General features: G+C 46.5%; 20 protein-coding genes, 1 pseudogene and 1 CRISPR repeat array. Of the genes and pseudogenes, 12 read left to right on the forward strand and 9 right to left on the reverse strand.

Annotated features, from left to right (window positions below; genetic code table 11):
* Positions 1-115: 115 nt before the first annotated feature.
* Positions 116-418 carry a rhodanese-like domain-containing protein gene (locus Q0Y65_RS03640; protein ID WP_297957182.1) on the reverse strand — a complete coding sequence of 101 codons (303 nt, stop codon included), beginning with the start codon at positions 416-418 and terminating at the stop codon, positions 116-118.
* A 25-nt stretch (positions 419-443) separates the two neighbouring features.
* Between Q0Y65_RS03640 and moeB the strand changes: the two genes are divergently transcribed.
* Positions 444-1,247 (forward strand): molybdopterin-synthase adenylyltransferase MoeB, encoded by an 804-nt coding sequence (gene moeB / locus Q0Y65_RS03645; RefSeq protein ID WP_297957185.1) that lies wholly within the window; start codon positions 444-446, stop codon positions 1,245-1,247.
* Here moeB and Q0Y65_RS03650 read toward each other — a convergent pair.
* On the reverse strand, positions 1,239-1,997 hold the full coding sequence (locus Q0Y65_RS03650; protein WP_297957188.1) for a tRNA threonylcarbamoyladenosine dehydratase: 759 nt from the start codon (positions 1,995-1,997) through the stop codon (positions 1,239-1,241). The two genes, moeB and Q0Y65_RS03650, sit on opposite strands and share 9 nt — an antisense overlap.
* A 295-nt stretch (positions 1,998-2,292) precedes the next feature.
* Between Q0Y65_RS03650 and Q0Y65_RS03655 the strand changes: the two genes are divergently transcribed.
* From Q0Y65_RS03655 to Q0Y65_RS03670, 4 genes are read left to right on the forward strand one after another with little or no spacing between them, the layout of a single operon-like run.
* On the forward strand, positions 2,293-2,538 hold the full coding sequence (locus Q0Y65_RS03655) for an ACT domain-containing protein (RefSeq protein WP_297957191.1): 246 nt from the start codon (positions 2,293-2,295) through the stop codon (positions 2,536-2,538).
* A 10-nt stretch (positions 2,539-2,548) separates the two neighbouring features.
* Complete coding sequence (locus tag Q0Y65_RS03660; protein WP_297957193.1) at positions 2,549-3,931, forward strand: glutamylcysteine synthetase; 1,383 nt, start codon at positions 2,549-2,551, stop codon at positions 3,929-3,931.
* 10 nt (positions 3,932-3,941) lie between these two features.
* A complete protein-coding gene (locus tag Q0Y65_RS03665; RefSeq protein WP_297957195.1) occupies positions 3,942-5,090 on the forward strand; it encodes a glutathione synthase in 1,149 nt (382 codons plus the stop codon).
* A 28-nt stretch (positions 5,091-5,118) separates the two neighbouring features.
* On the forward strand, positions 5,119-5,877 hold the full coding sequence (locus tag Q0Y65_RS03670; protein ID WP_297957198.1) for a class II glutamine amidotransferase: 759 nt from the start codon (positions 5,119-5,121) through the stop codon (positions 5,875-5,877).
* Between the two features lie 150 nt (positions 5,878-6,027).
* On the opposite strand, the gene Q0Y65_RS03675 is transcribed toward Q0Y65_RS03670, so the two are convergent.
* Positions 6,028-6,969 (reverse strand): dockerin type I domain-containing protein, encoded by a 942-nt coding sequence (locus Q0Y65_RS03675; protein WP_297957201.1) that lies wholly within the window; start codon positions 6,967-6,969, stop codon positions 6,028-6,030.
* A 316-nt stretch (positions 6,970-7,285) separates the two neighbouring features.
* On the opposite strand from Q0Y65_RS03675, the gene cas3 reads away from it, so the two are divergent.
* The 6 genes and pseudogenes from cas3 to cas1 all read left to right on the forward strand — a co-directional run.
* On the forward strand, positions 7,286-9,601 hold the full coding sequence (gene cas3, locus Q0Y65_RS03680; RefSeq protein WP_297957204.1) for a CRISPR-associated helicase Cas3': 2,316 nt from the start codon (positions 7,286-7,288) through the stop codon (positions 9,599-9,601).
* A gap of 14 nt (positions 9,602-9,615) precedes the next feature.
* The gene (gene cas5c, locus Q0Y65_RS03685) at positions 9,616-10,365 is read left to right on the forward strand and encodes a type I-C CRISPR-associated protein Cas5c (RefSeq protein WP_297957207.1); all 750 of its coding nucleotides are present in this window, start codon (positions 9,616-9,618) and stop codon (positions 10,363-10,365) included.
* A complete protein-coding gene (gene cas8c / locus Q0Y65_RS03690; RefSeq protein WP_297957209.1) occupies positions 10,352-12,208 on the forward strand; it encodes a type I-C CRISPR-associated protein Cas8c/Csd1 in 1,857 nt (618 codons plus the stop codon). Before cas5c ends, cas8c begins: the two co-directional genes overlap by 14 nt.
* Positions 12,209-12,211: 3 nt before the next feature.
* A complete protein-coding gene (cas7c, locus tag Q0Y65_RS03695; RefSeq protein WP_297957211.1) occupies positions 12,212-13,075 on the forward strand; it encodes a type I-C CRISPR-associated protein Cas7/Csd2 in 864 nt (287 codons plus the stop codon).
* The gene (gene cas4 / locus Q0Y65_RS03700; RefSeq protein WP_363293518.1) at positions 13,072-13,740 is read left to right on the forward strand and encodes a CRISPR-associated protein Cas4; all 669 of its coding nucleotides are present in this window, start codon (positions 13,072-13,074) and stop codon (positions 13,738-13,740) included. The genes cas7c and cas4 overlap by 4 nt, the downstream gene beginning before the upstream one ends.
* Positions 13,737-14,165, forward strand: a pseudogene (gene cas1 / locus Q0Y65_RS03705) (CRISPR-associated endonuclease Cas1); the annotation flags it as partial. The gene cas4 and the pseudogene cas1, both read left to right, overlap by 4 nt.
* 20 nt (positions 14,166-14,185) lie before the next feature.
* A CRISPR array of direct repeats spans positions 14,186-15,025; the repeat unit is 32 nt; unit sequence GTCTCCCTCCACACGGAGGGAGTGGATTGAAA.
* Positions 15,026-15,120: 95 nt separating this feature from the next.
* Here the strand turns inward: cas1 and Q0Y65_RS03710 are convergent.
* Complete coding sequence (locus Q0Y65_RS03710; RefSeq protein ID WP_297957218.1) at positions 15,121-17,706, reverse strand: dockerin type I repeat-containing protein; 2,586 nt, start codon at positions 17,704-17,706, stop codon at positions 15,121-15,123.
* Positions 17,707-18,058: 352 nt separating this feature from the next.
* Here Q0Y65_RS03710 and Q0Y65_RS03715 point away from each other — a divergent pair, with 352 nt between their 5' ends.
* Positions 18,059-19,690, forward strand: coding sequence for a hypothetical protein (locus tag Q0Y65_RS03715; protein ID WP_297957221.1), 1,632 nt, complete (start codon positions 18,059-18,061; stop codon positions 19,688-19,690).
* Between the two features lie 48 nt (positions 19,691-19,738).
* Here Q0Y65_RS03715 and Q0Y65_RS03720 read toward each other — a convergent pair whose 3' ends face one another.
* The 5 genes from Q0Y65_RS03720 to Q0Y65_RS03740 form a co-directional block, all read right to left on the reverse strand.
* Positions 19,739-20,449: a prolipoprotein diacylglyceryl transferase family protein gene (locus Q0Y65_RS03720; RefSeq protein ID WP_297957224.1), complete on the reverse strand. Its 711-nt coding sequence runs from the start codon at positions 20,447-20,449 to the stop codon at positions 19,739-19,741.
* A 14-nt stretch (positions 20,450-20,463) separates the two neighbouring features.
* A complete protein-coding gene (locus Q0Y65_RS03725) occupies positions 20,464-21,033 on the reverse strand; it encodes a hypothetical protein (RefSeq protein WP_297957227.1) in 570 nt (189 codons plus the stop codon).
* 167 nt (positions 21,034-21,200) lie between these two features.
* The gene (gene pncB / locus Q0Y65_RS03730; RefSeq protein ID WP_297957229.1) at positions 21,201-22,403 is read right to left on the reverse strand and encodes a nicotinate phosphoribosyltransferase; all 1,203 of its coding nucleotides are present in this window, start codon (positions 22,401-22,403) and stop codon (positions 21,201-21,203) included.
* Between the two features lie 19 nt (positions 22,404-22,422).
* Positions 22,423-22,947, reverse strand: coding sequence for a cysteine hydrolase family protein (locus Q0Y65_RS03735; protein ID WP_297957231.1), 525 nt, complete (start codon positions 22,945-22,947; stop codon positions 22,423-22,425).
* Between the two features lie 16 nt (positions 22,948-22,963).
* Positions 22,964-23,782: an NUDIX domain-containing protein gene (locus Q0Y65_RS03740; RefSeq protein ID WP_297957234.1), complete on the reverse strand. Its 819-nt coding sequence runs from the start codon at positions 23,780-23,782 to the stop codon at positions 22,964-22,966.
* Positions 23,783-24,043 lie beyond the last annotated feature (261 nt).

A 24,043-nucleotide genomic window follows, 5' to 3' on the forward strand; every position in this document is an offset into this window, starting at 1 on the left:
AAAAGGAGCCTGTCCAATGCCAAAAATCCATTGCAGATTATAGAAAAAAGCTATATCCGACGCCCTTGAAAAGCTGATGTGTATATGCTATACTTATTAAACACACAGGAGGCCCTTACAGCCCGTTCCCTGCCAGACTTACGGTATATGCGGCATGACCGCCCTCAATATTGTATACGTCATATCCGCGGTCTTCAAGTATCTCGGCTACTTCTTCGCTTAGGTCGCCTGTTCTGCACAGGACGTAGACAGGCTTGTCCTTCGGCAGCTTTGAAAGTCCCACAGATATCTCGTCAAAGGGAACATTAACCGAGCCTTTTATACCGTTATTTTCAAATTCATCGCGGCTTCTTATATCGAGAAGAAGCACCTTTTCCGTATCAAGAGCGGATATTTCCGCTGCATTTATACTTTTCATATCAATTTCCTTTCGGGAGGCAAAAATGGCTTTGACAGACCAACAGCTCGAACGCTATTCGAGACATATCACATTAAAAGAAATAGGCGTGAGAGGACAGAAGAAGCTCCTCGCAGCAAAGGTGCTCATAATAGGTGCAGGCGGTCTCGGCGCCCCTGCCGCAATGTACCTTGCAGCCGCAGGTGTGGGAACTATCGGCATTGCCGACTGCGACAGCGTGGAGCTCTCAAACCTGCAAAGGCAGATAATACATACAACCGATGATATCGGCAAGCCAAAGGTGCAGTCCGCCGCCGAGACCATAAAAGCCCTCAATCCCGATGTTGATGTTATAACTTATCACGAATTTGTGAGCAGCAAGAACATCGCGGATATGATAGCGGACTACGACTTCATTATAGACGGCGCGGACAACTTCCCCACCAAATTTCTCATAAACGACGCCTGCGTTCTTGGGCATAAGCCCTTTTGTCACGCAGGAATCCTGCGATTTGAGGGACAGCTTATGACCTATGTCCCCGATAAAGGTCCTTGCTACCGCTGCATTTTTGAAACTCCGCCGCCTAAGGACGCAGTCCCAAGCTGCCGCGAAGCAGGAGTCATCGGCGCTATGGCCGGGATAATCGGTACAATGCAGGCTCTTGAAGCTGTGAAGTACATCACAGGTCAGGGTGAACTGCTTATCGGAAGTATGCTGATATTCGACGGGCTGAAAATGGAATGGCGCAAGGTAAAGCTGCCGAAAAGAGTACCGACCTGTCCGATATGCGGCGATAATCCGACAATAACCGGACTTTTTGACGAGGAACGGCAGGCTTGCTCACTTTGATGAAGTCAGATCATTTACGATCTCCCCTGCTATGAGCAGTCCTGCCACCGCAGGCACAAAAGCCGTACTGCCGGGGATATCGCGGCGTTCCGTACATTTGTGCTGAGCCCCCGGAGGGCAGATACAATGAGTGCGGCAGCTTATGGACATATCTTCCATAGGCCTTATGGGCTGCTCGTCAGAGTAAACTACTTTAAGCTTTTTCACGCCCCGCTTTCTCAGCTCATGGCGCATGACACGGGCAAGAGGACAGACCCGTGTATCATAGATATCTGCTATTTTCAGCCGTCCCGCATCAGTCTTATTGCCTGCGCCCATTGCGCTGATTATCGGCACTCCCAGGCTTTGTGAGCGCATTATCAGCTCCAGCTTTGCAGTTACGGTATCGACTGCGTCAACAACGTAATCATATTCATCGAACTGAAAATCATCGGCATTTTCAGGCAGGAAAAAGCACTTATGTATGCGGATATCCGCATCGGGATTTATCTCCTTCATACGTTCAGCCATGACCTCCGCCTTGTATTTGCCCACTGTTTTTCGTGTGGCTATTATCTGACGGTTCAGATTGGTCAGGCAGACCTTGTCATCGTCGATAAGGTCAAAATGTCCAACGCCGCTGCGCACCAGAGCTTCGCAGACGTATCCGCCCACACCGCCTATACCGAATACGGCAACTCTCGACTCCGAGAGCTTTTTTATTGCTTCTTCACCGTAAAGAAGCTGCGTCCTTGAAAACTGATTCAGCATTTATATCACCTGTAATCATAGTAATTTTATAGTTATAATATGATTATATAATCCATAAGAGCAAAAGTCAATAGCTAACGCACAGAAATCCTATTGACAAAGTATGTAAATTATAGTATAATATAAACATAGTAAACTGGTATGTATTCATGGAGGTGTTTGTTATGCAGGTACATATGTGTAAAATGAATATTTGTATAACGGGTCCCGCGCTTTCTGTGTCATAGGCTTTTTCTGCCTGTAAGCAAGCAGTCTGCCGCGGAGGCAGGCTATTTTTATTTACAGGAGGGATAGTATGAAAAGAATTGAAGTAATATCACTTGACAGGATAGGGCTCGTTGGCGAAATATCAAACGTCATCAGACGCCTGAACGGTAACATTGTAACTCATACAGCCAATGTGGTGACAGACGAAAAGAATACCCTCGTTTCGCATTTTACTGCCGATATTCACTTTGAGACCGCTTCAGAAGACGAAGCTGTTTCCCGCAGGCTTCGCAGGATAAAAAATGTGCGGCAGGTAAGAATTACAGATATCTGAGGTGATAGCTATGAATGAAAACATAAGAAAAGCGATATACGATAAATACATAGCTCCTACCAGAAAAGAGCGTCCCGACTATATCGGCGTTGAGATAGAAATGCCCGTTGTGAACCTCAGCGGTCAGCCTGTTGATGAGGCTGTTTCCATTGAAACTGCCGAAAGCTTCATAAAGAACTTCGGTTTTATTGAGTCGGGAAAGGATTCGGGCGGCAATATCACATCTGCAAAGCATGAGAAAACTGGTGATATCCTCTCCTTTGACTGCTGCTATTCAAATCTTGAATTGTCATTCGGCAAGGCTGTTGGACTGTTTGAAATAAAGGACAGATTTGAAAGATACTGCCGCTTTCTCAATACCGAATTTGCGAAGCACGGCTATACTCTCACAGGTATGGGCGTAAATCCCAATGCGGATATCAACCACAATCGGCCCATTCAGAACGAGCGCTACCGTATGCTTTACCACTATCTGCACTCCTATCCTCAGCATATCAACGAGGTGGCAATGCGCTTCCATGAACGTCCCGATTTCGGTACATTTACCAGCGCCTCACAGGTGCAGCTGGACGTAAGATATGACGAGCTCACAGACGTTATCAACGTTTTCGGACTCCTCGAACCCTACAAGGCTCTGTTGTTTGCAAACTCCTATCTGCCAGATTATCCCGATTTCCTCTGCGTGAGAAATATGCTGTGGGAGCACAGTATGCAGGGCTATAATCCTCATAATGTGGGAATGTTCGGCAAAAAGGTCTCAAGCATTGACGAGCTTATCGACTATATCGGTACGCAGTCCGTTTACTGCACTATGCGGGACGGCAAGTACATTGATTTCACTCCCCTGACTTTAGACGAGTTCTTCTCCCGCGGATCTGTTGAGGGCGAATACTTCGACGGCAAACAATATCAGAAGATAACATTTGTCCCGGAGATAAGCGACCTTGAATACCTGCGGACATTCAAATTCGAGGACCTTACATTCAGGGGAACTATCGAATACAGAAGCTCATGCTGTCAGCCCCTTTCGGAGGCTCTCACTGTGGCGGCGTTCCACACAGGTCTGAAGGAAAAGCTGTATGAGCTGAAGGAGATACTCGAAAACGACGACGTTATCTACTCTCACGGCTTCAGCGCCTTAGAGCTCCAGAAGCTGCTTTCAAAGCGCAGTCATCCCTATTTCATTGACGAAAACAAAATAGAAAAGCAGCTCACACGCATACTCGACCTTTCTGCAGAGGGACTGAAACAGCGAAAGCTCGGCGAGGAAACTCTGCTCGCTCCGCTGTATGAAAGAGCGCAGAGGCACACCAACCCGGCCAGAACAATGCTTGACGGAATAAAAAACGGCGTTCCCATGATAAACTACATTGAGCAGTACGCTGCTATATGAGGTGATATACATGATCACAAGCAAATATTATTACGGCGGAAAATTCGGCATTGAGCGCGAGACCCTCCGCGTTGACAGTCAGGGCAGACTTGCACAGACGCCCCACCCTTTTGGCAATGACGAGCATATCACCCGCGATTTCTGCGAGAACCAGACCGAGCTTGTAACACCTGTCTGTCATAGTGTTGACGAGGCTGTTGAAGCCCTCGGGAAGCTGGACAAAAAAGTCCGCAATGAGCTTGCAAAAAACGGCGAGAGCATATGGCTCTACAGCAATCCTCCCCACATTGACAGTGAGGACGAGATACCCATTGCCGACTTTACAGGCGACCATTCCTCGAAACGCGCATACCGTGAGGTCTTACAGCAGAAATACGGCAAAAAGCTAATGCTTTTCTCGGGAATACATTTCAATTTCTCATTTGCAGAGGAGTTCCTCCGCGAATTGAATACAAACAACGAGGATCCCGACGCATTCCGCGACCGGCTTTACCTGAGACTTTACAAGCAGCTTATGACCCATAGCTGGCTGATCGTGCTGCTTACTGCGGCAAGCCCGTACTATGACGCTTCCCTTGACAAGGAGGGAAAAAGTGGTATAATTATGAGTGAGTATTCGTCCCTGAGAAACAGCAAGCGCGGCTACTGGAACAAGTTCCTGCCCATACTCGACCACAGGAGCCTGAAGACCTTCACGGGCAGTATCAAGAAGCATATCGTGACAGGTTCGCTGTACTCCGCAAGCGAGCTGTATCTTCCCATACGTCTGAAACCAAAGGGCGTGAACAGCCTTGAAAATCTTGCGGCAAACGGTGTTGACCATATAGAGCTGAGAATGTTCGACCTCAATCCGTCAGCACCTCTCGGCATCGACAGCAGAGACCTTGAATTTGCACATCTTCTCATGCTTTATCTGCTTTCGCAGCCCGATTTTGATTTCACTCCCGAATTGCAGGAAAAGGCGGTACGGGACCATAAGAACGCAGCACTCCTTGAACCCGATACAAAGCTTTTAGAACAGGGACTTGAAGTCGCGGAAGAAATGGGAAAACATTTCTCAGGCAACGAAAAAGCCATTGAAATAATCACATTTGAAAAAGAAAAAATACTCGGCAGAAATCATTTCAGGACCTCAATCGTTTCGGCTTCTGCAAAGTAATTACATATCAGACAAGGCGGTGAAATAAATGTGCGAGCTTCTGGGCTTCACTTCAGAAAAAAATACGGATATATCGGACTATCTGCGTACTTTTTTTGCCCACAGCAGGAATAATCCTCACGGCTGGGGAATGATGTACGAAAGCGGCGGCAGAGTGATTCTGAAAGAACCTGTCTGCGCCAGTGAGAGCAGCTTTCTCGGCGATATAACAGATAGTCTTGCTCCGCAGAAAACCCTCCTCGCTCATATAAGATTCGCCACTGTCGGTTCTATAAACGAGAATAACTGCCACCCATTCACGGGAAAGGATATTTCGGGCAGAGAATGGACGCTTATCCACAACGGTACTATCTTCAACAGCAGACATAACCATCGTTATGCTGCCGTACAGCAGGGAGATACCGACTCAGAGCGCTTTTTTCTTTCGTTTCTTGACTATATGAACGAGCATATCTCACGCTCCGTTCCCAATGAACGCGAACGTTTCGACCTTGTCAACAGCTTCATTGTTGATAATGCTCCGCGAAACAAGCTGAACCTGATGATATACGACGGCGATATGCTCTATGTACACAAAAATCTGAAAAATACCCTTTGCTTCAAACGCCTTGAAAACGGCATGATATTCTCCACAAAGCCGCTTGATAACGGAGTCTGGATACCTTTTCCCATGGCTCAGGTCATAGCCTACAAGCAAGGACACGAGGTCTATCGCGGCGACCGTCACAAGGGTACTTTTGTACCGACTTTAGAGTATATCACGGCTATGGACGCAATGTATATATGAGACGGATAACAAATCGAGTTCTCTGCGTTCGTGGAAAGCGCTCTGAAACCGCCTGTCAATAACGGCTTCATGAGCATAGATACTCCGCAGAAGCAGATTTTATACTATCAAGACAAAAGGCCGGCAACACTATAGTTGCCGGCCTTTTTATTATACATAGTTTTGCTTGAGGAAATCCTTCAGACTCTTGTCTCCGTTTGTTGCGGTATATGCGTAATAGGCAAGGATACGGGAAGCGTCAACAGCGTTTATGTCCCCGTCCTTGTTCACGTCACAGTACTTATAATCATCCTCGGTATATTCCAGCTGATTTGTGGAACCCATTGCGTAGAGACTGAGAATTTTCGATGCGTCGATCGCGTCGATATTTCCGTCGCCGTTCATATCTCCGGGAGAACGCGCTCCCGAAACCACAACAACGATATCAAAGGAATCATGTCCGTAGACTTCAGAACCATCTTTGTTGGTGAGTCTTACTATTACGGCATATGTGCCTGCCTTTGACGTATCTACCTTTGAGCGGTCGAAGGTCACAACATATGTTTCCGAATTGCCGTCCAGAGTTCCGAGAACATACTCCTCGCTGAAAACGTCATCTGCTATATCAGATAAATAATGCTCTTTTCCTCCCAGTGTGTGAACCGCACCTGATTCATATTCTGCATAATAGTGGAATTTTGCATCTTCGTAGTTAACAGTCTCCCCTACATTGTACTCGGTCTTTTCGGGATCATTAAAGAATACGGAACCGAAAAATCTTGCGGCGTTTGAGCTCGTAGTTGCAGTGGTTGTGGTGGTGACAGCAGATGTGGTAGCGGTAGTCGTAGGCTTCTTTGTGGTGGTAGTTGCTGCGGATGAAGTTGTAACGCTTGATACCGGTATTGGTATTACAGGTAAAAGAATAACATCTGATGAAGTAGTTGTTGTAGTTGCGGCAGGAGCGTTTTTTTCATCAGACGCAGCTTTTCCCGTACCTGCGCTGTTCTCGGCCACAGCGGTAAAGCTGACGGGAGAATAATAGCTTGCTGTTTGAACTGTGCCAAATGACATTGCTATTGCCATTGCCGCAGCAAAGAATCTCTTTATTTTCATCTGGTAATCCTCCATAACAATTATAATGTATTAATTATATCACTTGCGTCCTTCCCTGTCAACCAAAGAGAAAGCTCTCTGCTGTTGCTTTGGCAATTGATAACTCACCTTCCCTGTATGCTAAAACAATTACCTTATAAACGTATCCCCATGACTATTGAAATTGCGGATCATAATATAAAACTTTTCATTTTTATGCCTGAAAGCCTGTTCCTGATTATATCATTTCGACAAAAAAGAACATTGACATACGCAAAAAAGTATAATATAATTATAATATATATAAGCCACTGCAATTATTGGAGGGGATCAACAAATGCTTGCAGCACATATTTCTAAAGATTTGAAACGCGAACAGTCAGTACAGGAGCATTGCAAGAATACAGCCGTGCTTTGTATGGAATACTGCGCTTTGTTCGGAGCTGAAAACATAGGATATCTTGCCGGATCATTACATGATACGGGTAAGCTTTGCACAGACTTCGACAGTTATATCAGAGGTGATACCAAATTCAGGCGGGGCGAAATAGACCACAGCTATGCAGGAGCAAAATACATTACCGAATTAGCCGGACATGAATACAGTGATATCGCCAGATTTATTGCAAGAGTAATCATATCTCATCACGGGCTTCATGACTGGATAGGTGATGATTGCAGAGATTACTTCAAACAACGAGTTTCAAATGATAAGAACTATGAGCAGATAAAGGACAATATCAGCAAAACAGCTACCGAAAACGATTATCTCGGCCATTTACAGAAAGCAGACTGTGAATACAAGGAAATACGCCGAAAAATAAAAAGCATATCCAGAACTCAGGAAGAAGCAGCGTTCTATATGGGAATGCTCGAACGTCTCGTCGAATCGGCTCTTATAGACGCCGACAGAACTGATACTGCTTCATTTATGACTGATACCGAGCTCCCCGAATTCTTTTCCGATCCCGGATCATGGCAGAAAATGAAGCGTAATATGGAGCAAAAACTAAACGGATTTGCTGATAAAACAGATGTTATTTCCGTCCAGAGAAGAAGTATTTCCGCCCGATGCGAAAGTTTTGCTTCTGAAAATGTGAAAATATGCAGACTGATAGTTCCAACAGGCGGAGGCAAGACATTGTCGTCTCTGCGTTTTGCTATCAATTACTGCATAAAACACGGAATGGAAAAAATAGTCTATACTGCGCCGTTTATGTCCATACTTGAACAGAACAGTGCTGAAATAAGAAGTATTGCCGAAGATGATAATTTTCTGGAACATCATTCAAATGCCATTGCAGAAAAAGCAGATAATTCAGAAGAACTGTCAGATTACGAACTGCATACTGAGCGCTGGGACAAGCCTGTTATTGCAACAACAATGATACAGCTGCTGAATTCAATGTTTTTAGGCAAAACGTCCTCTGTCCGCCGTTTTCATCGGATTGCAAAGTCGGTTATTATAATCGACGAGATACAGTCACTGCCTCTGAAATGCGTGAATATGTTTAACCTTGCAATTAATTTCCTGGCCTATATATGCGGTTCAGCTATCGTACTGTGTACGGCGACACAACCATCCACAGAAGATGTTCCGCACCCTGTGATACTTGATAAAGCAGAAAGTATCACAGGTGATTATAGTGCTGATTTTGAAGTATTCAAGAGAACCGAGATCATACCTGTCATTACGCCATACGGCTATTCCTATGAAGAAGCTTCCGATTTTTGTATGGATAAATTTGCCGAAGCGGGAAATCTTCTTGTTATCGTAAATACAAAATCAGCTGCTTTGAAGCTCTATAGGCTTTTAAAGGAGAGATGCGGCAGTGAAGCAGAGGTATTGCACCTCAGTACAAATATGTGTCCTCAGCACCGCCGTGAGAAGATAGAATATATACGTTCTATGCTTGATAAAAAGCCTGTGATATGTGTAACCACACAGCTTATAGAAGCAGGTGTGGATATATCATTCAAATGTGTTGTGCGTTCCCTTGCCGGACTCGACAGCGCTGTACAGGCGGCAGGCCGCTGCAACAGGCACGGCGAAAACAATGAAATATGCCCCGTATACCTTATAAAGCTTAAAGAAGAAAGGCTTGGCAATCTAAGGGAGATATCCAAAGCACAGGGAATAACTCAGATGATGACTGAGAGCGGAAGATATAACGACCTTTCTTCGCCGGCAGCAGTCTCGGATTATTTCAGAAAGCTTTATCTTGATGAAAAAAATGCTCTGTCCTATTCGGTGCCCGAAAACGAAACTCTGCTCAATTATCTTGCATTAAACAAAAAACGTTACGAAGCAAGTCCTCAGACAAGCTGCAAATACGAATCACAGGCTTTTAAAACGGCAGGAACGCTGTTCAGGGTCATTGATGACAATACACAGGACGTAATAGTTCCCTATAACGATAAAGCTATTGAAATAATACAAGAGCTGGAGAGAAATGAAGGAAGCTTGTCAGAACTGCTAAGAAAAGCGCAGAGATACACTGTCAGCATTTATAACGGAACAGAACGCAGATTATACGAAAACAATGCTTTACGGAAGATCGCAAACGACGTTATCATTCTTGATAAGACGTATTACAGTGACGAATTCGGTATTGACATAAACGGTGCCGAAAATGAATTATTGATATTCTGAAAGGAGGCTTGAGAATGTCAAAAGAAATCTACAGAAACACCGTAGAATTTGCTGTCCGCGGACGGTATGCACTTTTCTCGGATATCCTGACAAGGGCAGGAGGTGAAAAGTCAAGCTATCCCATTCCCACCTATGAGGCTCTGAAAGGTATCCTTCACAGTATCTACTGGAAGCCTACTATTGTGTGGATAATTGACAGTGTAAGGATAATGAATCCCATACGCACAGCAAGAAAAGGCATACGTCCAATAAAGTACGGCGGCGGAAACGACCTTGCGTATTACACTTATCTTGAAGATGTGTACTATCAGGTCAGAGCACATTTTGAGTGGAATATGAATCGTCCCGAGCTTGAAAAAGACAGGAATGAGCATAAACACCACAACATAGCAAAACGCATGATAGAACGCGGCGGTCGACGGGATATCTTTCTCGGCACAAGAGAGTGTCAGGGTTATGTCGAGCCATGCAGATTCGGCGAGATCACAGGCGCATACGACAACTGCGGCTCTATCCCCTATGGACTCATGTATCACGGCATAACCTACGCAGACGAAGCCGTCAGCAACGATGATAAGGATATGCTTACCGTAAGACTCTGGAATCCTGTTCTGGAAAACGGCGTTATTGAGTTCATACGTCCCGAAGAATGTACGCTGAAGCGTCATATCAGAAAAATGCCGATTAAGCCTTTCGGTGAGTTATATGATAACTTTACAGGACTTGATGAATTTGTCGGAGGTGATATTGGTGAGCTGGACTAATGAATTATACCAAATATACGAATATAACAGTAATCGTGAGTTTGAGCCTAATGAGCCTGTTATGCTGCCTGTAGCACATTCGACCGCCAATGCACAGATAGAGCTTACCATCGGATTTGACGGTAATTTCAAAAGTGCACGAGCCGTTGAAAAGTCCGAAGCGGTTACTGTTATACCTGCAACCGAAAACTCTGCCACAAGAAGCAGCGGCATATGCGCTATGCCGTATGCCGATAAGCTGATATACATAGCAGGTGATTACAGTCAATACGCCGAGGGCAAAAAAGCTGATAATTCAGGGCATTTCACCAATTATATGAATCAGCTGAGAGCATGGCTTGCAAGCGAATATTCTCACCCGTTTGTCAGGGCGCTGTATTCATATCTTGAGAAAAAACACCTTATCGCCGATCTTGTTGAAGCCGGAGTCATAAAAACTGACGAGACTACAGGCAAATTCAAGGACAAGGAAAAAATATCAGGAATAGCCCAGGAGGACTGCTTTGTCCGCATAGTCATAAACACTTCCGAAGACCGCATTGAGACCTGGAAGGACAAGTCATTGCAGGAGAGCTTTATTTCCTTCAATAGTGATCTGATGGGCGAAAAACAGCTTTGTTATGCGTCGGGAGAATATGCTGCCGCAACATATAAACACCCGTCAAAGATACGCAACAGCGGCGATAAAGCAAAAATAATGTCAACAAATGACGAAAGCGGTTTCACCTACAGAGGCAGATTTTCTGACAAAGAGCAGGCTGTTTCAGTCGGATATGAGTATTCGCAGAAGATCCACAACGCACTGCGGTGGCTAAGAGAAAAGCAAGGCAGAACTATCGACTCCCTGACTGTTATAGTCTGGGCAAGCGCAATGCAGGATATTCCCAAGTGCTCTGAAAGCCTTATAGACGATTCAGACTTTGATGATCTTCCTGCCGGAAAAGAGGCTGAAATACCTTCTACTGTGCCTAAATATATGGACCTGCTCAAAAAGAGGATATTTGGCGTAAGAGAAAAACTTGAACCCAATACCAAGGTAATGATAATGGGCCTTGACGCAGCAACTCCGGGAAGGATCAATATTTCGATGTATTCCGAGCTTGAAAGCTCTCAATATCTTGCAAATATCGAAAAATGGCATTCTGAAACGGCATGGCTGAGATTCAGCGGAAAACTCAAAAAGAAAATGGTAAATTCTTTCAGCGTCTACGATATTATCAAATATGCTTTTGGTACGGAGCAGGGAGCCTTTGTAGACTGCGACAAAAGAGTAATGCGGGATAATATCATCAGACTGCTTAATTGCATTACTAACGGCGCAAGGCTGCCCAGCGATATAGTTAACGCCTTGTACCAGAAAGCGTCAACTCCCCTTGCTTATGATAAAGACTATAATCACCGCGCAGTTCTCGAAACTGCCTGCGGTATGATACGCAAACAAAGAATCGAAAACGGAAAAGGAGATGTTTCAATGGCTTACGATCCGAGTATTAATGACAGAAGCTACCTTTACGGCTGTCTGCTGGCTATAGCTGACAAAGCTGAAAACGAAGCTTTTGATCCCGACGAAAGAAATGTCAGAGTGACAAACGCAAGAAGATACTGGAATTCATTTTCACAGCGTCCGTACACGACATGGTGCATAATCGAGGAAAGACTCAGACCATATCTTAATAAACTCGGAAAAGCACAGGTCAGGTACGGCAAATGGATCAACGAGATAACTTCAAAAATGGACGCAGCAGGCTTTGCTGACAACACTCGCCTTGAACCAATGTATTTACTTGGTTATCATAATTTTACCGAATATATGTATAACGGCAATACAAATAAGGAGGATTAAAAAATGGGAGTTTTACAGAATAAGATCGATTTCACACTGCTTATTACAGCAAAAAACGCAAATCCGAACGGTGACCCGCTCAACGGTAACCGTCCCCGTGAGAATTATGACGGTCTGGGCGAGATATCCGATGTTTGTATCAAGAGAAAGATACGAAACCGTTTGCAGGATATGGGCGAAAAGATATTCGTTCAGTCAGACGACAGATGCGATGACGGATTTGACAGCTTACGTTCAAGGGCAGACGCAAATGAGGCACTAAAGAAAATAAGCAACGGCAAAAATACCAACAGAGATGAGTTTGCAAGAACTGCCTGTGAAGAATGGATCGATGTCCGCAGCTTCGGTCAGGTATTCGCGTTTAAAGGCGATAATGTATCAGTAGGCGTAAGAGGTCCTGTTTCTGTTCAGCAGGCTGTAAGCATATCCCCTGTTGACATCGTAAGTATGCAGATAACAAAGAGCGTCAACAGCGAGGGCGGAAAGGAAGGCAAAGCTTCCGACACTATGGGTATGAAGCACCGCGTTGAATTCGGACTTTACGTCGTTAACGGCAGTATAAACTGTCAGCTGGCGGAAAAAACAGGCTTCTCCGACGAGGACGCCGAAAAGATAAAAAATGCTTTGCTTACTCTGTTTGAAAATGACTGCTCATCTGCACGTCCTGACGGAAGTATGGAAGTTTGCAGACTATACTGGTGGAAGCATGAGGGAAAGACTCCTAAGTATTCATCAGCAAAGGTACACAGACAGCTGGAAGTGAAGCTTAAAGACGGCGTCAGCCGCCCGACAAGGTTTGAGGATTACCAGGTATCCCTCAACGAGCTCGACGGGCTTGCCTGCGAAAAATACGAAGACCTGATATAATGTACAGCGAAGACGAATATCTCATGCTGTCGGGAGTTCAGCATTTTGTATTCTGCCGCAGGCAATGGGCACTGATACACATTGAACAGCAATGGGCTGAAAACTCGCGTACTGTTGAGGGAAACATCATGCACGAAAAAGTACATGACGCCGAGGCCCATGAAAAGCGCGGCGAGCTTGTAATAACCAGAGCTATGGCTGTCTCGTCTGCAAGGCTGGGCATTTCGGGCGAATGTGACGCAGTTGAGCTGAGAAAGTCAGAAAACGGCATAGGATTACACGGACTCGAAGGGAAATATACAGTTACTCCCGTTGAATACAAAAGAGGAGAACCCAAAGAAGACGACTGTGATGTCGTTCAGCTTACGGCTCAGGCGCTTTGCCTTGAAGATATGCTCTGCTGTGATATCCCCTTCGGTTACCTGTACTATGGCGGGATACGCCGGAGAGTCAAGGTCGTGTTCGATGATGCTCTGCGCAAGCGTACCGAAGATATGATAGCTGAAATGCACGATCTATACAAAAAGCAGTATACCCCGAAAGTTAAACGCAGAAAAAGCTGCAACGCCTGTTCACTGAAAAACATATGCCTTCCCGTCATTTGCGGAAACAAAAAAGCTTCTGATTATGTCAATGAAATGCTGAGCGAAACGGAGGATATATGAAAAAACTCCTTAATACTGTTTATGTGAATAATCCTGACAGATACCTGTCACTTGACGGCGAAAACGTTGTGATAAGTCAGGACGGCGAAGAAGTCGGCAGAGTCCCGCTGCATAATATCGATCGTATCATGACCTTCGGTCACGCCGGAGCAAGCCCTGCACTAATGGGCAAATGCGCACAGAATGGTATAGAGCTTGTTTTTATGAGCCGAAACGGTCGCTTTATTGCTCGCGTCGAGGGAGAAGTCAAAGGAAATGTCCTCCTGCGCAGACAGCAGTACCGCTATTCCGATAATAAGGCGCAAGCACTTGATATTGCAAAGAATATGATATCCGCAAAGCTTTTCAACAGCCGCTGGGTGCTGGAAAGAATGATCCGCGATCATGGTGAAAGAATAGATACGGATTTATTCAGCAGAAAATCCGAATTCCTGAAAAGCTCTGTAAATCAGGCCAGACGGAGGGAGTGGATTGAAACCTCATAATAGCAAATATAATCAATGTGGGTTCGAGTCTCCCTCCACACGGAGGGAGTGGATTGAAACGATATCGTCGGTTGTAACACCCATTCCCGCGCCTGTCTCCCTCCACACGGAGGGAGTGGATTGAAACAACCCCGTTGTATTGTCCGTCGGTTATCTTGTCAAGTCTCCCTCCACACGGAGGGAGTGGATTGAAACGGGTATACGCAAATTGTTATTGATACCAACAACGGTCTCCCTCCACACGGAGGGAGTGGATTGAAATAGGCAAAGCATATCAAATGAGAAACTGGACACAGGTCTCCCTCCACACGGAGGGAGTGGATTGAAATGTTGAATAGTCGCCGTAATAACATATCAAGACGGGTCTCCCTCCACACGGAGGGAGTGGATTGAAATACAAGCTTGGTCTCAAGCTGCTGCACACCGAAGTGTCTCCCTCCACACGGAGGGAGTGGATTGAAATACAAGACGGAGGAAGAGTTCATCGACTCTCATAAGTCTCCCTCCACACGGAGGGAGTGGATTGAAATGCCTTCATCACTCATCATTCCCAGAGGGTGAGAGTGGTCTCCCTCCACACGGAGGGAGTGGATTGAAATTCGGCGGAGTATGAGCTGATAACTCTACTCCCTACGTCTCCCTCCACACGGAGGGAGTGGATTGAAATCACTGTTGGATTTGAGCCTGTAGCTTCTGCTGTTGGTCTCCCTCCACACGGAGGGAGTGGATTGAAATGTTAACGGCGCTTACCTTATCACCGAGATTATAGTCTCCCTCCACACGAAGGGAGCTGATTGAAATCTTTGCTACATCATTGACACGCAGAAACGTCATAAAAGGCAAAACCGCCTCTTACAGGTATTATCCGTAAGAGGCGGCTTTTATTCTATCTTTATCACTTCATGCTTTCCAGCTCATGTATGAAGTTGCTATTCACTGCGCCGAGTGAATAGCAGATCTCCTTCAGGTAGTCCTGTATCTCCTCACAGTCTATCCATTCAAGGCAGTCTCCATCGGAATAGATCTCCAGAAGCAGAGGCTTACCATCGGTATCCTTTCCGATAAGGTATACAGTCTCCTGACCTGCATCACACATCTTCGGGATATATGGCGCCAGTTTATCGTCCTTATGCTTGTAAAGCTCCGATGACATTTTTCTTGTCCTTCCGACTATACTGTCAGCAAGACGCTTCTTCTCGGCGTTCCCGTTGTTCATGATACCGACAAGTGCGTCATACCAGTCTGTATTATCCTCATCATATAATCTGACGATCTCATCATATACATTCTTGTCAGTTTCTTTCACAGGATCTCCGAGGTACATATAGTAGCCTGTTCCGTTCTCGTCGTATACAGTTATATCCTGATGCACTCCCCATGCGTGGTTCTCATATACAACTGCAAGCATTGGCTTTGGATCCTCAACGATACCGCTGCTGTGCTCAGAGGCCTTTATGACCTCCTTCTTCAGCCTGATAAGATCGAATACATCGATAACACCATCGCCGTTGATATCGGCATTCTCCTCCTTGATCATCTCTCCCGTACCAAGCAGCCACTGCTGAAGTGCCACAACGTCTGAAATGCCCAGAACTCCGTCATAGTTGCAGTCGCCGGGGATAAGGGGATCGCACTCCTCACTGCTTATTATGCTTGCTTTAAGATCATTGTCAAATCTGAAGGAGCAGACTGCTTCATCCTTTGGCTCATATACATCAGTTCCGCCGGAGTAATGGAAGTCCACGGTTACTGTACCGGGGCGTTTGGCGCCAAAGACGGTTACCTGACCGTACACTCCGCCCAGAACATCAATAACGTTTGCGGATTCAAGATAATACTGGTACATCTGTTTTATGGAGGTCATGCCTTCCTGAGTGGGATCGATTCTGAAGTTTAGTCCCACAGAGCAGAATATCACGAACTCATCGTGTACGGATATGTTTCCGTTGGTCTTGATGAATTCCTGTGCCTCTGTAATACAGTCGGGCACCCAGCCGAAAAGATCGGTCTCGGTGATATTGCCTTCCTCATCGCATATGAAGCTGAGAGCACAGTCCTCGGGGTGAGAAACATCGTAATTACCGCGGAACTTGTTCCAGTAGACGTCGACTCTCGACGACGGCAGAGGCTTGAACACGTCAACACTGTAGCGGACGTCGGTCTTTGCATACTCCAGATCGCGCTCACTGAGGCCCAGATTCTTAATGGCAGCGATATACTCATCATAGCCTTCCTCATCGTTTCTTACAGCCTCGGGGAAAGTGAAAACTCTTGAATATACACGGCTGTCATAATAATCATTTACATCAAATTGATCGGAACCGATAAATCTTGTATACGGTCTTTCGGAACAGCCCTTGCCGTTGTTCACCATTCTTCGTACACAGCAGATATAGCCGTCCTCAACGTGGGTAGCGCCGTACTTATTGTCAAAGACAAGTGCCGACTTCAGATCTGTGGGCACCCACTCGGGGAGATCCTTGTGGTTCTCCACAAGGCACAGATTGTTATTGTAGTCTCTCTTCAGAGTGAAGCATCTTGTGTCGATATCCTCGGCCTTGGGCGTCATGCCGCGTGATACCGCAAAGTCGATATACACCTCGCCGTCAGTCAGGGGCTCGTAGACCGCTACCGTCCTCTCAGTGCGGAGGCCGTCAACCGGTTCTCCGAACATAACGGGAGAACGCTCCTCCACATTGTAGGTCATGAACGTCTTTACCTTGCCCACGCCGTGCTGCTCCATGAAGTACTTCTCACCTGCCGCACGGTTCACGTCTCCGCAGAAGATGACATAGTTGTTGAAGGCGCATATATTGCCGTGCTCCTTAATGAAAGCGTCGTACTCCTCCACCGAATCGGGCAGGAACCTGAACACATCGCGCTGCACCTTGTTCAGCAAGGATTGGTTATAGCCGAAGGTGTAGGTCTGCGAATCATCAATACTGAGGACGCCGTCCTCGTAATGTCCGCTTCTCAGGGTAACATCAAGGTCCTGGAACAGGGTGGTGTAGACCTCTACCCTGAAGTAGTTGTCCAGCTCCTGTGCGTCCTCGGATATGCCTGCGGCCCTCAGCCTTGCCATATAGGCCTCATAGGCCTCGGCGTCCTCCTCTGAGGGAGCGTCGGCGGGACTGAACTCCATATCCTTTGAAAAGGCATAGCTGAGCTCTTTGTTCTCCACGCACTTTCCCGAGCACACTATATCATAGAACAGATCGTCGTTATGGAGCGGCCTCTGCTGTACTACGCATATGTATTCGCCCTGAACATAGGTGGCGCCGTGCTTGTTGCTGAACTCCAGAGCCTCAAGGTAATTGTCAGGTACCCAGTCGGGGCAGTACCTTGCAGTTACGTTTTCGGCGGTAAGAGCTCCCGTATCGGGCGGGCTGACCACCGCGGCAGATGTGATGGCAGGAGAAGCTGCTGTGACCATGAGAGCAGACGCAGCCGCTGCACTGAGTATTTGTTTTAATAATTTCATGAATAAACCCTCCTCTCGGAAAAAAATCCGTTTTACATATATATTAACGTTTCAGAATGAAAAATGTGCGGCAGATTTTGTAAACAATCTGTGAATTTTTGCACTGAATACAGGAAAAAAATGTTAAACATCATCTTGACAATCCTACCAGTATATGTTATAATCCAGATATACAGTTTTATTGAGAAAAAAAGGTTTATACAATAGGGGGGCGATGTTTATGCTTAATTATTCAGCTAAAGCATATATAAAGGAATATACTGCCTTCCCGCTCACAAGGTACATAAAGGCACATTATGCCCACAGGGCGTAGTGTGCCTTTTTATATTTTTTTATAAGGAGAGATGTTTATATGAAGAAAATCTGGAAAAAAGCCACTGCGGCAGCTCTTTCACTTGCCCTTATGGCGGGAGCTGTGCCTGCAAGCCTGTATATAACGGCCAATGCAGACACTTCAACTGTTTACTTTGAAGGTAATCCTACAGATAGCTGGTGGGGAGAAGAGGAAGATATAATGCTTCCCGGCAGTATTATAAATGGTTGGAGAGCCACTGAGTGTACTTTTGAGAGCCCATACGATTCAGAATCCTTCGATGACCCATATTATTTCAAAGACTTTTATCAGGAAAATGATATCTGGATAGCTGAATTCTTTAAACTAAGATTTGACACGGAGTCAGGGGGATTAATCTATAGCAGTGGGAATGAAATGTTCACATTAGCATTCCCTATACCCGCAGATCATGAAAATGATACTCCTATAGGCATTTGCTGCGAAAACTTTGAGGAAGATAGTTTTCAACCTGATCCTGATGAATTTGACCCGTTGGAATACTATTATACATGGTCATTCAGCCTTGCATATGCTGAGCCTTTTAGAGCTGACTTTGATGCTAACGGCGGTACAGGCACAATGGATCCCATTACGGTAAACGAGGAAGGTTGTTATACTATTCCCGATTGTACCTTTACTCCTCCCGAGGGCAAGGTATTCGATTACTGGGACTGCGACGGCTTGTTCAATCCCGGCGATTATGTACAGCCCTATGAAAATCGCACCTACACAGCAATCTGGAAGGACAAGGAGGTAGCTTTCATAAGCAACTCCATGACTCTCGGCGGCGCTATCAGCCTCAACTTCTACGTTGATTTCGCCAACGTGCCCGATGAATACCTTGACGAAGCATACGTTGAGTTCTATGTTAACGGCGGCACCCAGACCGTTCCACTCAACAGAAACAAGATGAACAGCAAGAAAACAGCTTACTGCTTCACCTGTATGCTCAATTCTATCTCAATGGCAGATCAGGTACACGCTATCCTCTATTACCTCGATAAGGACGGCGAAGACGCAACTCTTGAAACATGGGCTTCCGCAGAGGATTATATGAATAAGTTCAACGAGAATGACGGTGAAAAGATCTGGAACCTTATCAAGAGCACCAATGACTACGGATACTATATGCAGAAGTATCTGTACGACCACTCCGCAGCAGGCTGGAGCTGGTGGGATCACCAGGCTATGGAGAAAGCATACAGAAACAATGCCGATTTCAGGCTCGCCAAGAACCGCGAGAAGTACACAGAAGCTCTGAAGGCTTACGAGAAGGTCGAGAACTTCAACAGCGACGTCAAGAAGGTAAATCAGACACTCACTCTCGACGCAAATACAAAACTCACACTGAAGGTATCTCTTGCCGAAAACTATAATGGCAGCGTTTCCATGAAGCTTGACGGCAAGAAGGTAACTCCCAAGAAGCTTGATGACGGCCGCTATCAGGTAGCTGTATCGGGTATCCCCGCTCATAAGCTGGGCGATACACATACCCTTGAGATCATCACAAAGAAGGGCACATCTACCTATAAGGTATCTGCTCTGTCATACGCTTATATGTGCGTAGTAGATCCCATTGATAATTCAGAGCTCTACGCTATGTGCGCACTCTATGAATACTACAAGGCAGCAGTTGACTACATATCATAATAATTGATATAAAAGGCAGTCACCCATAACGGTGACTGCCTGTTTTTTCTATACGCTCTCTGCTAATCTCTTTTTCCTCTGATATATAACCGCTCCCGCACATATGACCGCGGCAGTGATACAGAATATCTGGTTCAGGGATATGATCTTCCCCGTATGTGAAGCACGGAGAAAGTCCAGCAGCCCCTTTGCCGCCGCTGACATAAGTATGACGGCAGGAACAGTACAGTGCCTGCGTCCTGCGTGCATGACCAAAGCTATAACGAATATGACAAGGAACGCCGCGGACTCCGCTATCTGTACGGGAAACACGCATATCTCCCCTGCTCTGCCGCTGTATTCCAGCGCAAGAGGTCCGCTGTAGTCCATGCCGTGGCAGCAGCCTGCCATCAGGCAGCCGAGCTTTGCTATGCTGTACATCAGCGGAAGCGTCACCGTGCAGCTCTCAATAAGTATCCGTCCGCAGCTGCGGTCCCGTGATATGAGAGCCATTGTAAAGGCGCTCATGTACATACCCAGAGCGCCTCCCACCGAGGAAACGCCTACGCCCTTGCCGCCAGTGTAGAGCTGCATGACCAGTATTGCGAAGAATGCAGCCATAGGCGGCGCAAGTATAGTCCCGTAGCCTGCGATGCTCTTCTTCACGCCGCTCTTTACGTTAAGCAGGAACTGCACCCCGAGCCCTGCGATGAACGAGATTATGAGCATGACCGCATAAGGCGGTATCGGGCCGTGATCCGTATCTATATGTATAGTCATGTCTCATTCTCCTCTCAGCACGGGATATTGCATTCCTTTAACATCTGATAGCAGGCCGCCAGCAGCAGGATACCTGCGATAAACGAAATGGCCACTACTGCGATATAGAGTATCATCAGCACCAGACCGAAGGTATTCTTCGGATAGCTTGCCCTTACGATTATCATAAGCACTATGGCTGCGATAAATGCCGCAAGGGAAAAATAAGGTATAAAAAATACGGAAACCACGCTGAAGCAGAACAGCCCCAGACTTATGCCGCAGAGCATATTGGGAGTCGTGCCGGCGCTTCTATCCTGATAATTGGCCACGGGAAGTCCAAGCTCGTATCTGCGTGCGCTGTAAAAACTTGATATATTCACCCATGTGGAATAGTCGAAAACCACCCTTTCACAGCCGCTCTGCATCATTACATGATAGTATTCCTGCTGATCCAGAAAATGCACATATCTGCCGTCGTTCATCAGTGAAAAGCCGTAGTTTGCCATTATATCCGCCGCTGTCCCTACAGGTGCGAAAATTGCTGGCCTGCCGCAGTACATATCAAAAGCACAGCCTTTTATCTCATAGTAATCAACTGTCATATCAGTCACTCCTTCCGAAGGCTCTCTGTCCCTCTCTATGACCTGATTATATACTATCACGACTGTTTTTTCAAGATGACGGGAATAACTTTCGCAGTGACATTTGTAACGATCTGCTCATACATAACGGGAAAGACCACCTGCACAGCCTTTCCCGTTTTTTCATATCACTTCTTGTCCGATTCTCTCTTTATCCTGAACTCTACGGAGCGCTTGAGGTACTCAAGATACTCCTCATCGCGGCACATAGCCTTGCCCGGAGCGTCAGACAGCTTCGCAACAGGTCTGCCGTTGACGTACTGGAGCTTTATGACTATATTCAGCGCCTGCTCCTCGGTATCGTTGGAGCAGAAGGTTCCGATACCGAATGATACCTTGGACTTATTGCAGAAATACTCATGGAGCTTCTGTGCTCTGTCGAAATCAAGGCTGTCGCTGAACAGGAGCAGCTTCGTCATGGGATCAACGCCGTACTTCTTATAGTGGGCGATGATCTTTTCGCCCCACTCATAGGGATCGCCGCTGTCGTGACGGACGCCTGTATAGTTGTTTACCATCGAGCGGTTGAAGTCCAGCAGGAACAGATCCGTTGTGATAGTATCCGTAAGAGCAGTACCGTTATCGCCGTCGTATTCGTCATACCAGTCCTTCATGGCATAGTGGTTGGTATATGCCAGCGGTATGGAGTCTATGCCCTGATACATCTGTACGAATTCATGTGCGTATGTGCCTATGGGAGTTACGTTATACTTCATGGCAAGGTACACGTTTGACGTACCCACACAGCTCTCGGTCTCTGTGCAGAGGCGCTTTACCACAACATCCTCCCACTCGCGCGAAAGTCGTCTGCGGCAGCCGAATTCAGCGAATTTGAAGGTATAGGTACCGTCGTTGAGAGCCTTTATCTTTGCGTCCAGCCGCTCCTCAGCGGACTTTCTCAGCCTTTCGTAATCGAACTTCATGCGGAAGTATACCTCGTTGACTATCTCCAGCAGGTATATCTCGAACTGCATAGCCGAGAACAGCGGACCGTCAACAACTATCTCCAGCTCGCCCTTGTCATTGAGCTCAGCCGTCACATAATCCCTGATGGGGTGCCATAGTCTGAGAAACTCAACGTAATCGTCCTTGATGAAACGAATGGAACGGAGATAATCCAGCTCGTCCTTTTTAAAGCTGAGAGTGCAGAGGTGGTCGATCTGTTCGTTGATCTCCTGCACCATTTCGGCAGTGAAAACAACGTCCTTGTTGCGGCACTTGAAGTAATACTGACCGCAGAGGTCTGTGTGCTTGTGGAAGATGACCTGATCCATATTGAACTTGTAGAGGTCGGTATCCAGCAGCGAAACAACAATTGGTTCAAGCTTCATGGTATATCATTCCTTTCCGTTATATAATATCTATCTGGCAGCTTCTCATGGTCTCCAGAGCTGCTTCGTGCTTTTCGGGAGTTACTCCCGCGCAGCAGGCCGCGTCCACCATAATGGCTGCCTCGGGATAATTCGCCTTCACTATCAGTACATTGCTGACTACGCATATATCCGTGCAGAGGCCTATGAACTCCACCGAGAATTCCTCGTCCTCTGCGGCTTCCTTTATGAGCCCAGGCAGCTTTACAGAGCCGAAGGTATTCTTCTCTACGGCAGTGAAGTCCTTACCCTTTAGGGCAGCTGCGATATCCTTATTCAGCTTCCAGCCCTCTGTGCCCTTTATGCAGTGAGGAACAGGCAGCTTCTTTCCCTCGGCAGTCTCCATATAGTTGTCGAAGTGAGTATCGTAGGTAACGAATATCTTTCCGTCGAAGGCCGCTATCTTCGCCGCAGCTGCGGGAACGATGGCACAGGCCTCAGCTGTGCCGAGAGCTCCGTCAATGAAGTCCTTCTGCATATCCACTGCTACCAGTATCTTTTTCATGACAATATCCTCCTTATTATTGCTTTTTTCTTCTGTAGAGCTTTGCGGGACGGTGTCCCTGTCCCCTGACGAATGAGCCTGTCTCCTCCACATACCTGCTGACCATTCTCCTGAAATTCGCAGGCTGGAAGGAGGTGTTCAGTATGGTCTCCTGCACCTTCTGAAAAGCTGAGAGAGTGAACTCCTCCGGCAGAAAATCAAAGATGGTATCATAGCTTTCCGCCGCTCTCCTCAGAGCTGTTATTGCCGAAGCGATCATAGCCGCATGATCGAAGGCAAGCGAGCCGCTGTCCTTTATGCTGAAGAAGGTACGTCCGAAACCCGAGCTCTCCTCGGTGAGAACTGCATTCAGAACGATATCCTCATAGCTCAGCTCCAGGTGATACCCGCCGCCCCCGTCCTTTTCAAAGCTGACATTGAACCACTGAGCGTCAGAGGCGTCGTCCATAGCCACCTGCTTTACCGACTCATCGCCGATGATAGACACATAGACGCTGGATATTATCCAGCCTCTTGGGTCACGATCAGGCCTGCTGAAAACTCCCACGGGCATTATGGAAACAGGAAGCACATCCGTCTCCTCCTTTATCTCCCTCAGCGCACATTCCTCAACAGTCTCGTCGGACTGAAGGAAGCCTCCGGGAAGAGCCCACATACCCTTGAAAGGGTGTCCGCCCCGCTTTATCAGCAGCAGGGACAGCTTGTTCTCGGGGTTCCTGCGATAGCTGGAATTCTCCTCGGACCTTATCATGAACGCAGCCACATCAGCCGTCACGGAAGGCCTTTCGTAGTCGCTGAGCCTGTACTCCGACAGGAATTCCTTTTCTGTCGCCATGGGCATCACCTCCTCTGTTATTTCTATTATGATAATAACACAAAAACTATAAGATGTCAAGTACTTTCCGAAAAAACTTTTTTGATTCGTTATATAACACTATCACTTTTATACAAGTACGGAGCTTTCTGCATTTTTACCAATGTGAGCCGTGCCGTATTGTCACATACTACAAAAAAACTTCCCTGTGCGCCGCAGTTCACAAAATATTCTCAATTCTCACAGCCGATTATGATATCATATAATTATGATGATAACAAG

It is taken from the genome of uncultured Ruminococcus sp., assembly GCF_947301925.1.
Taxonomy (GTDB): Bacteria; Bacillota; Clostridia; order Oscillospirales; family Ruminococcaceae; genus Ruminococcus.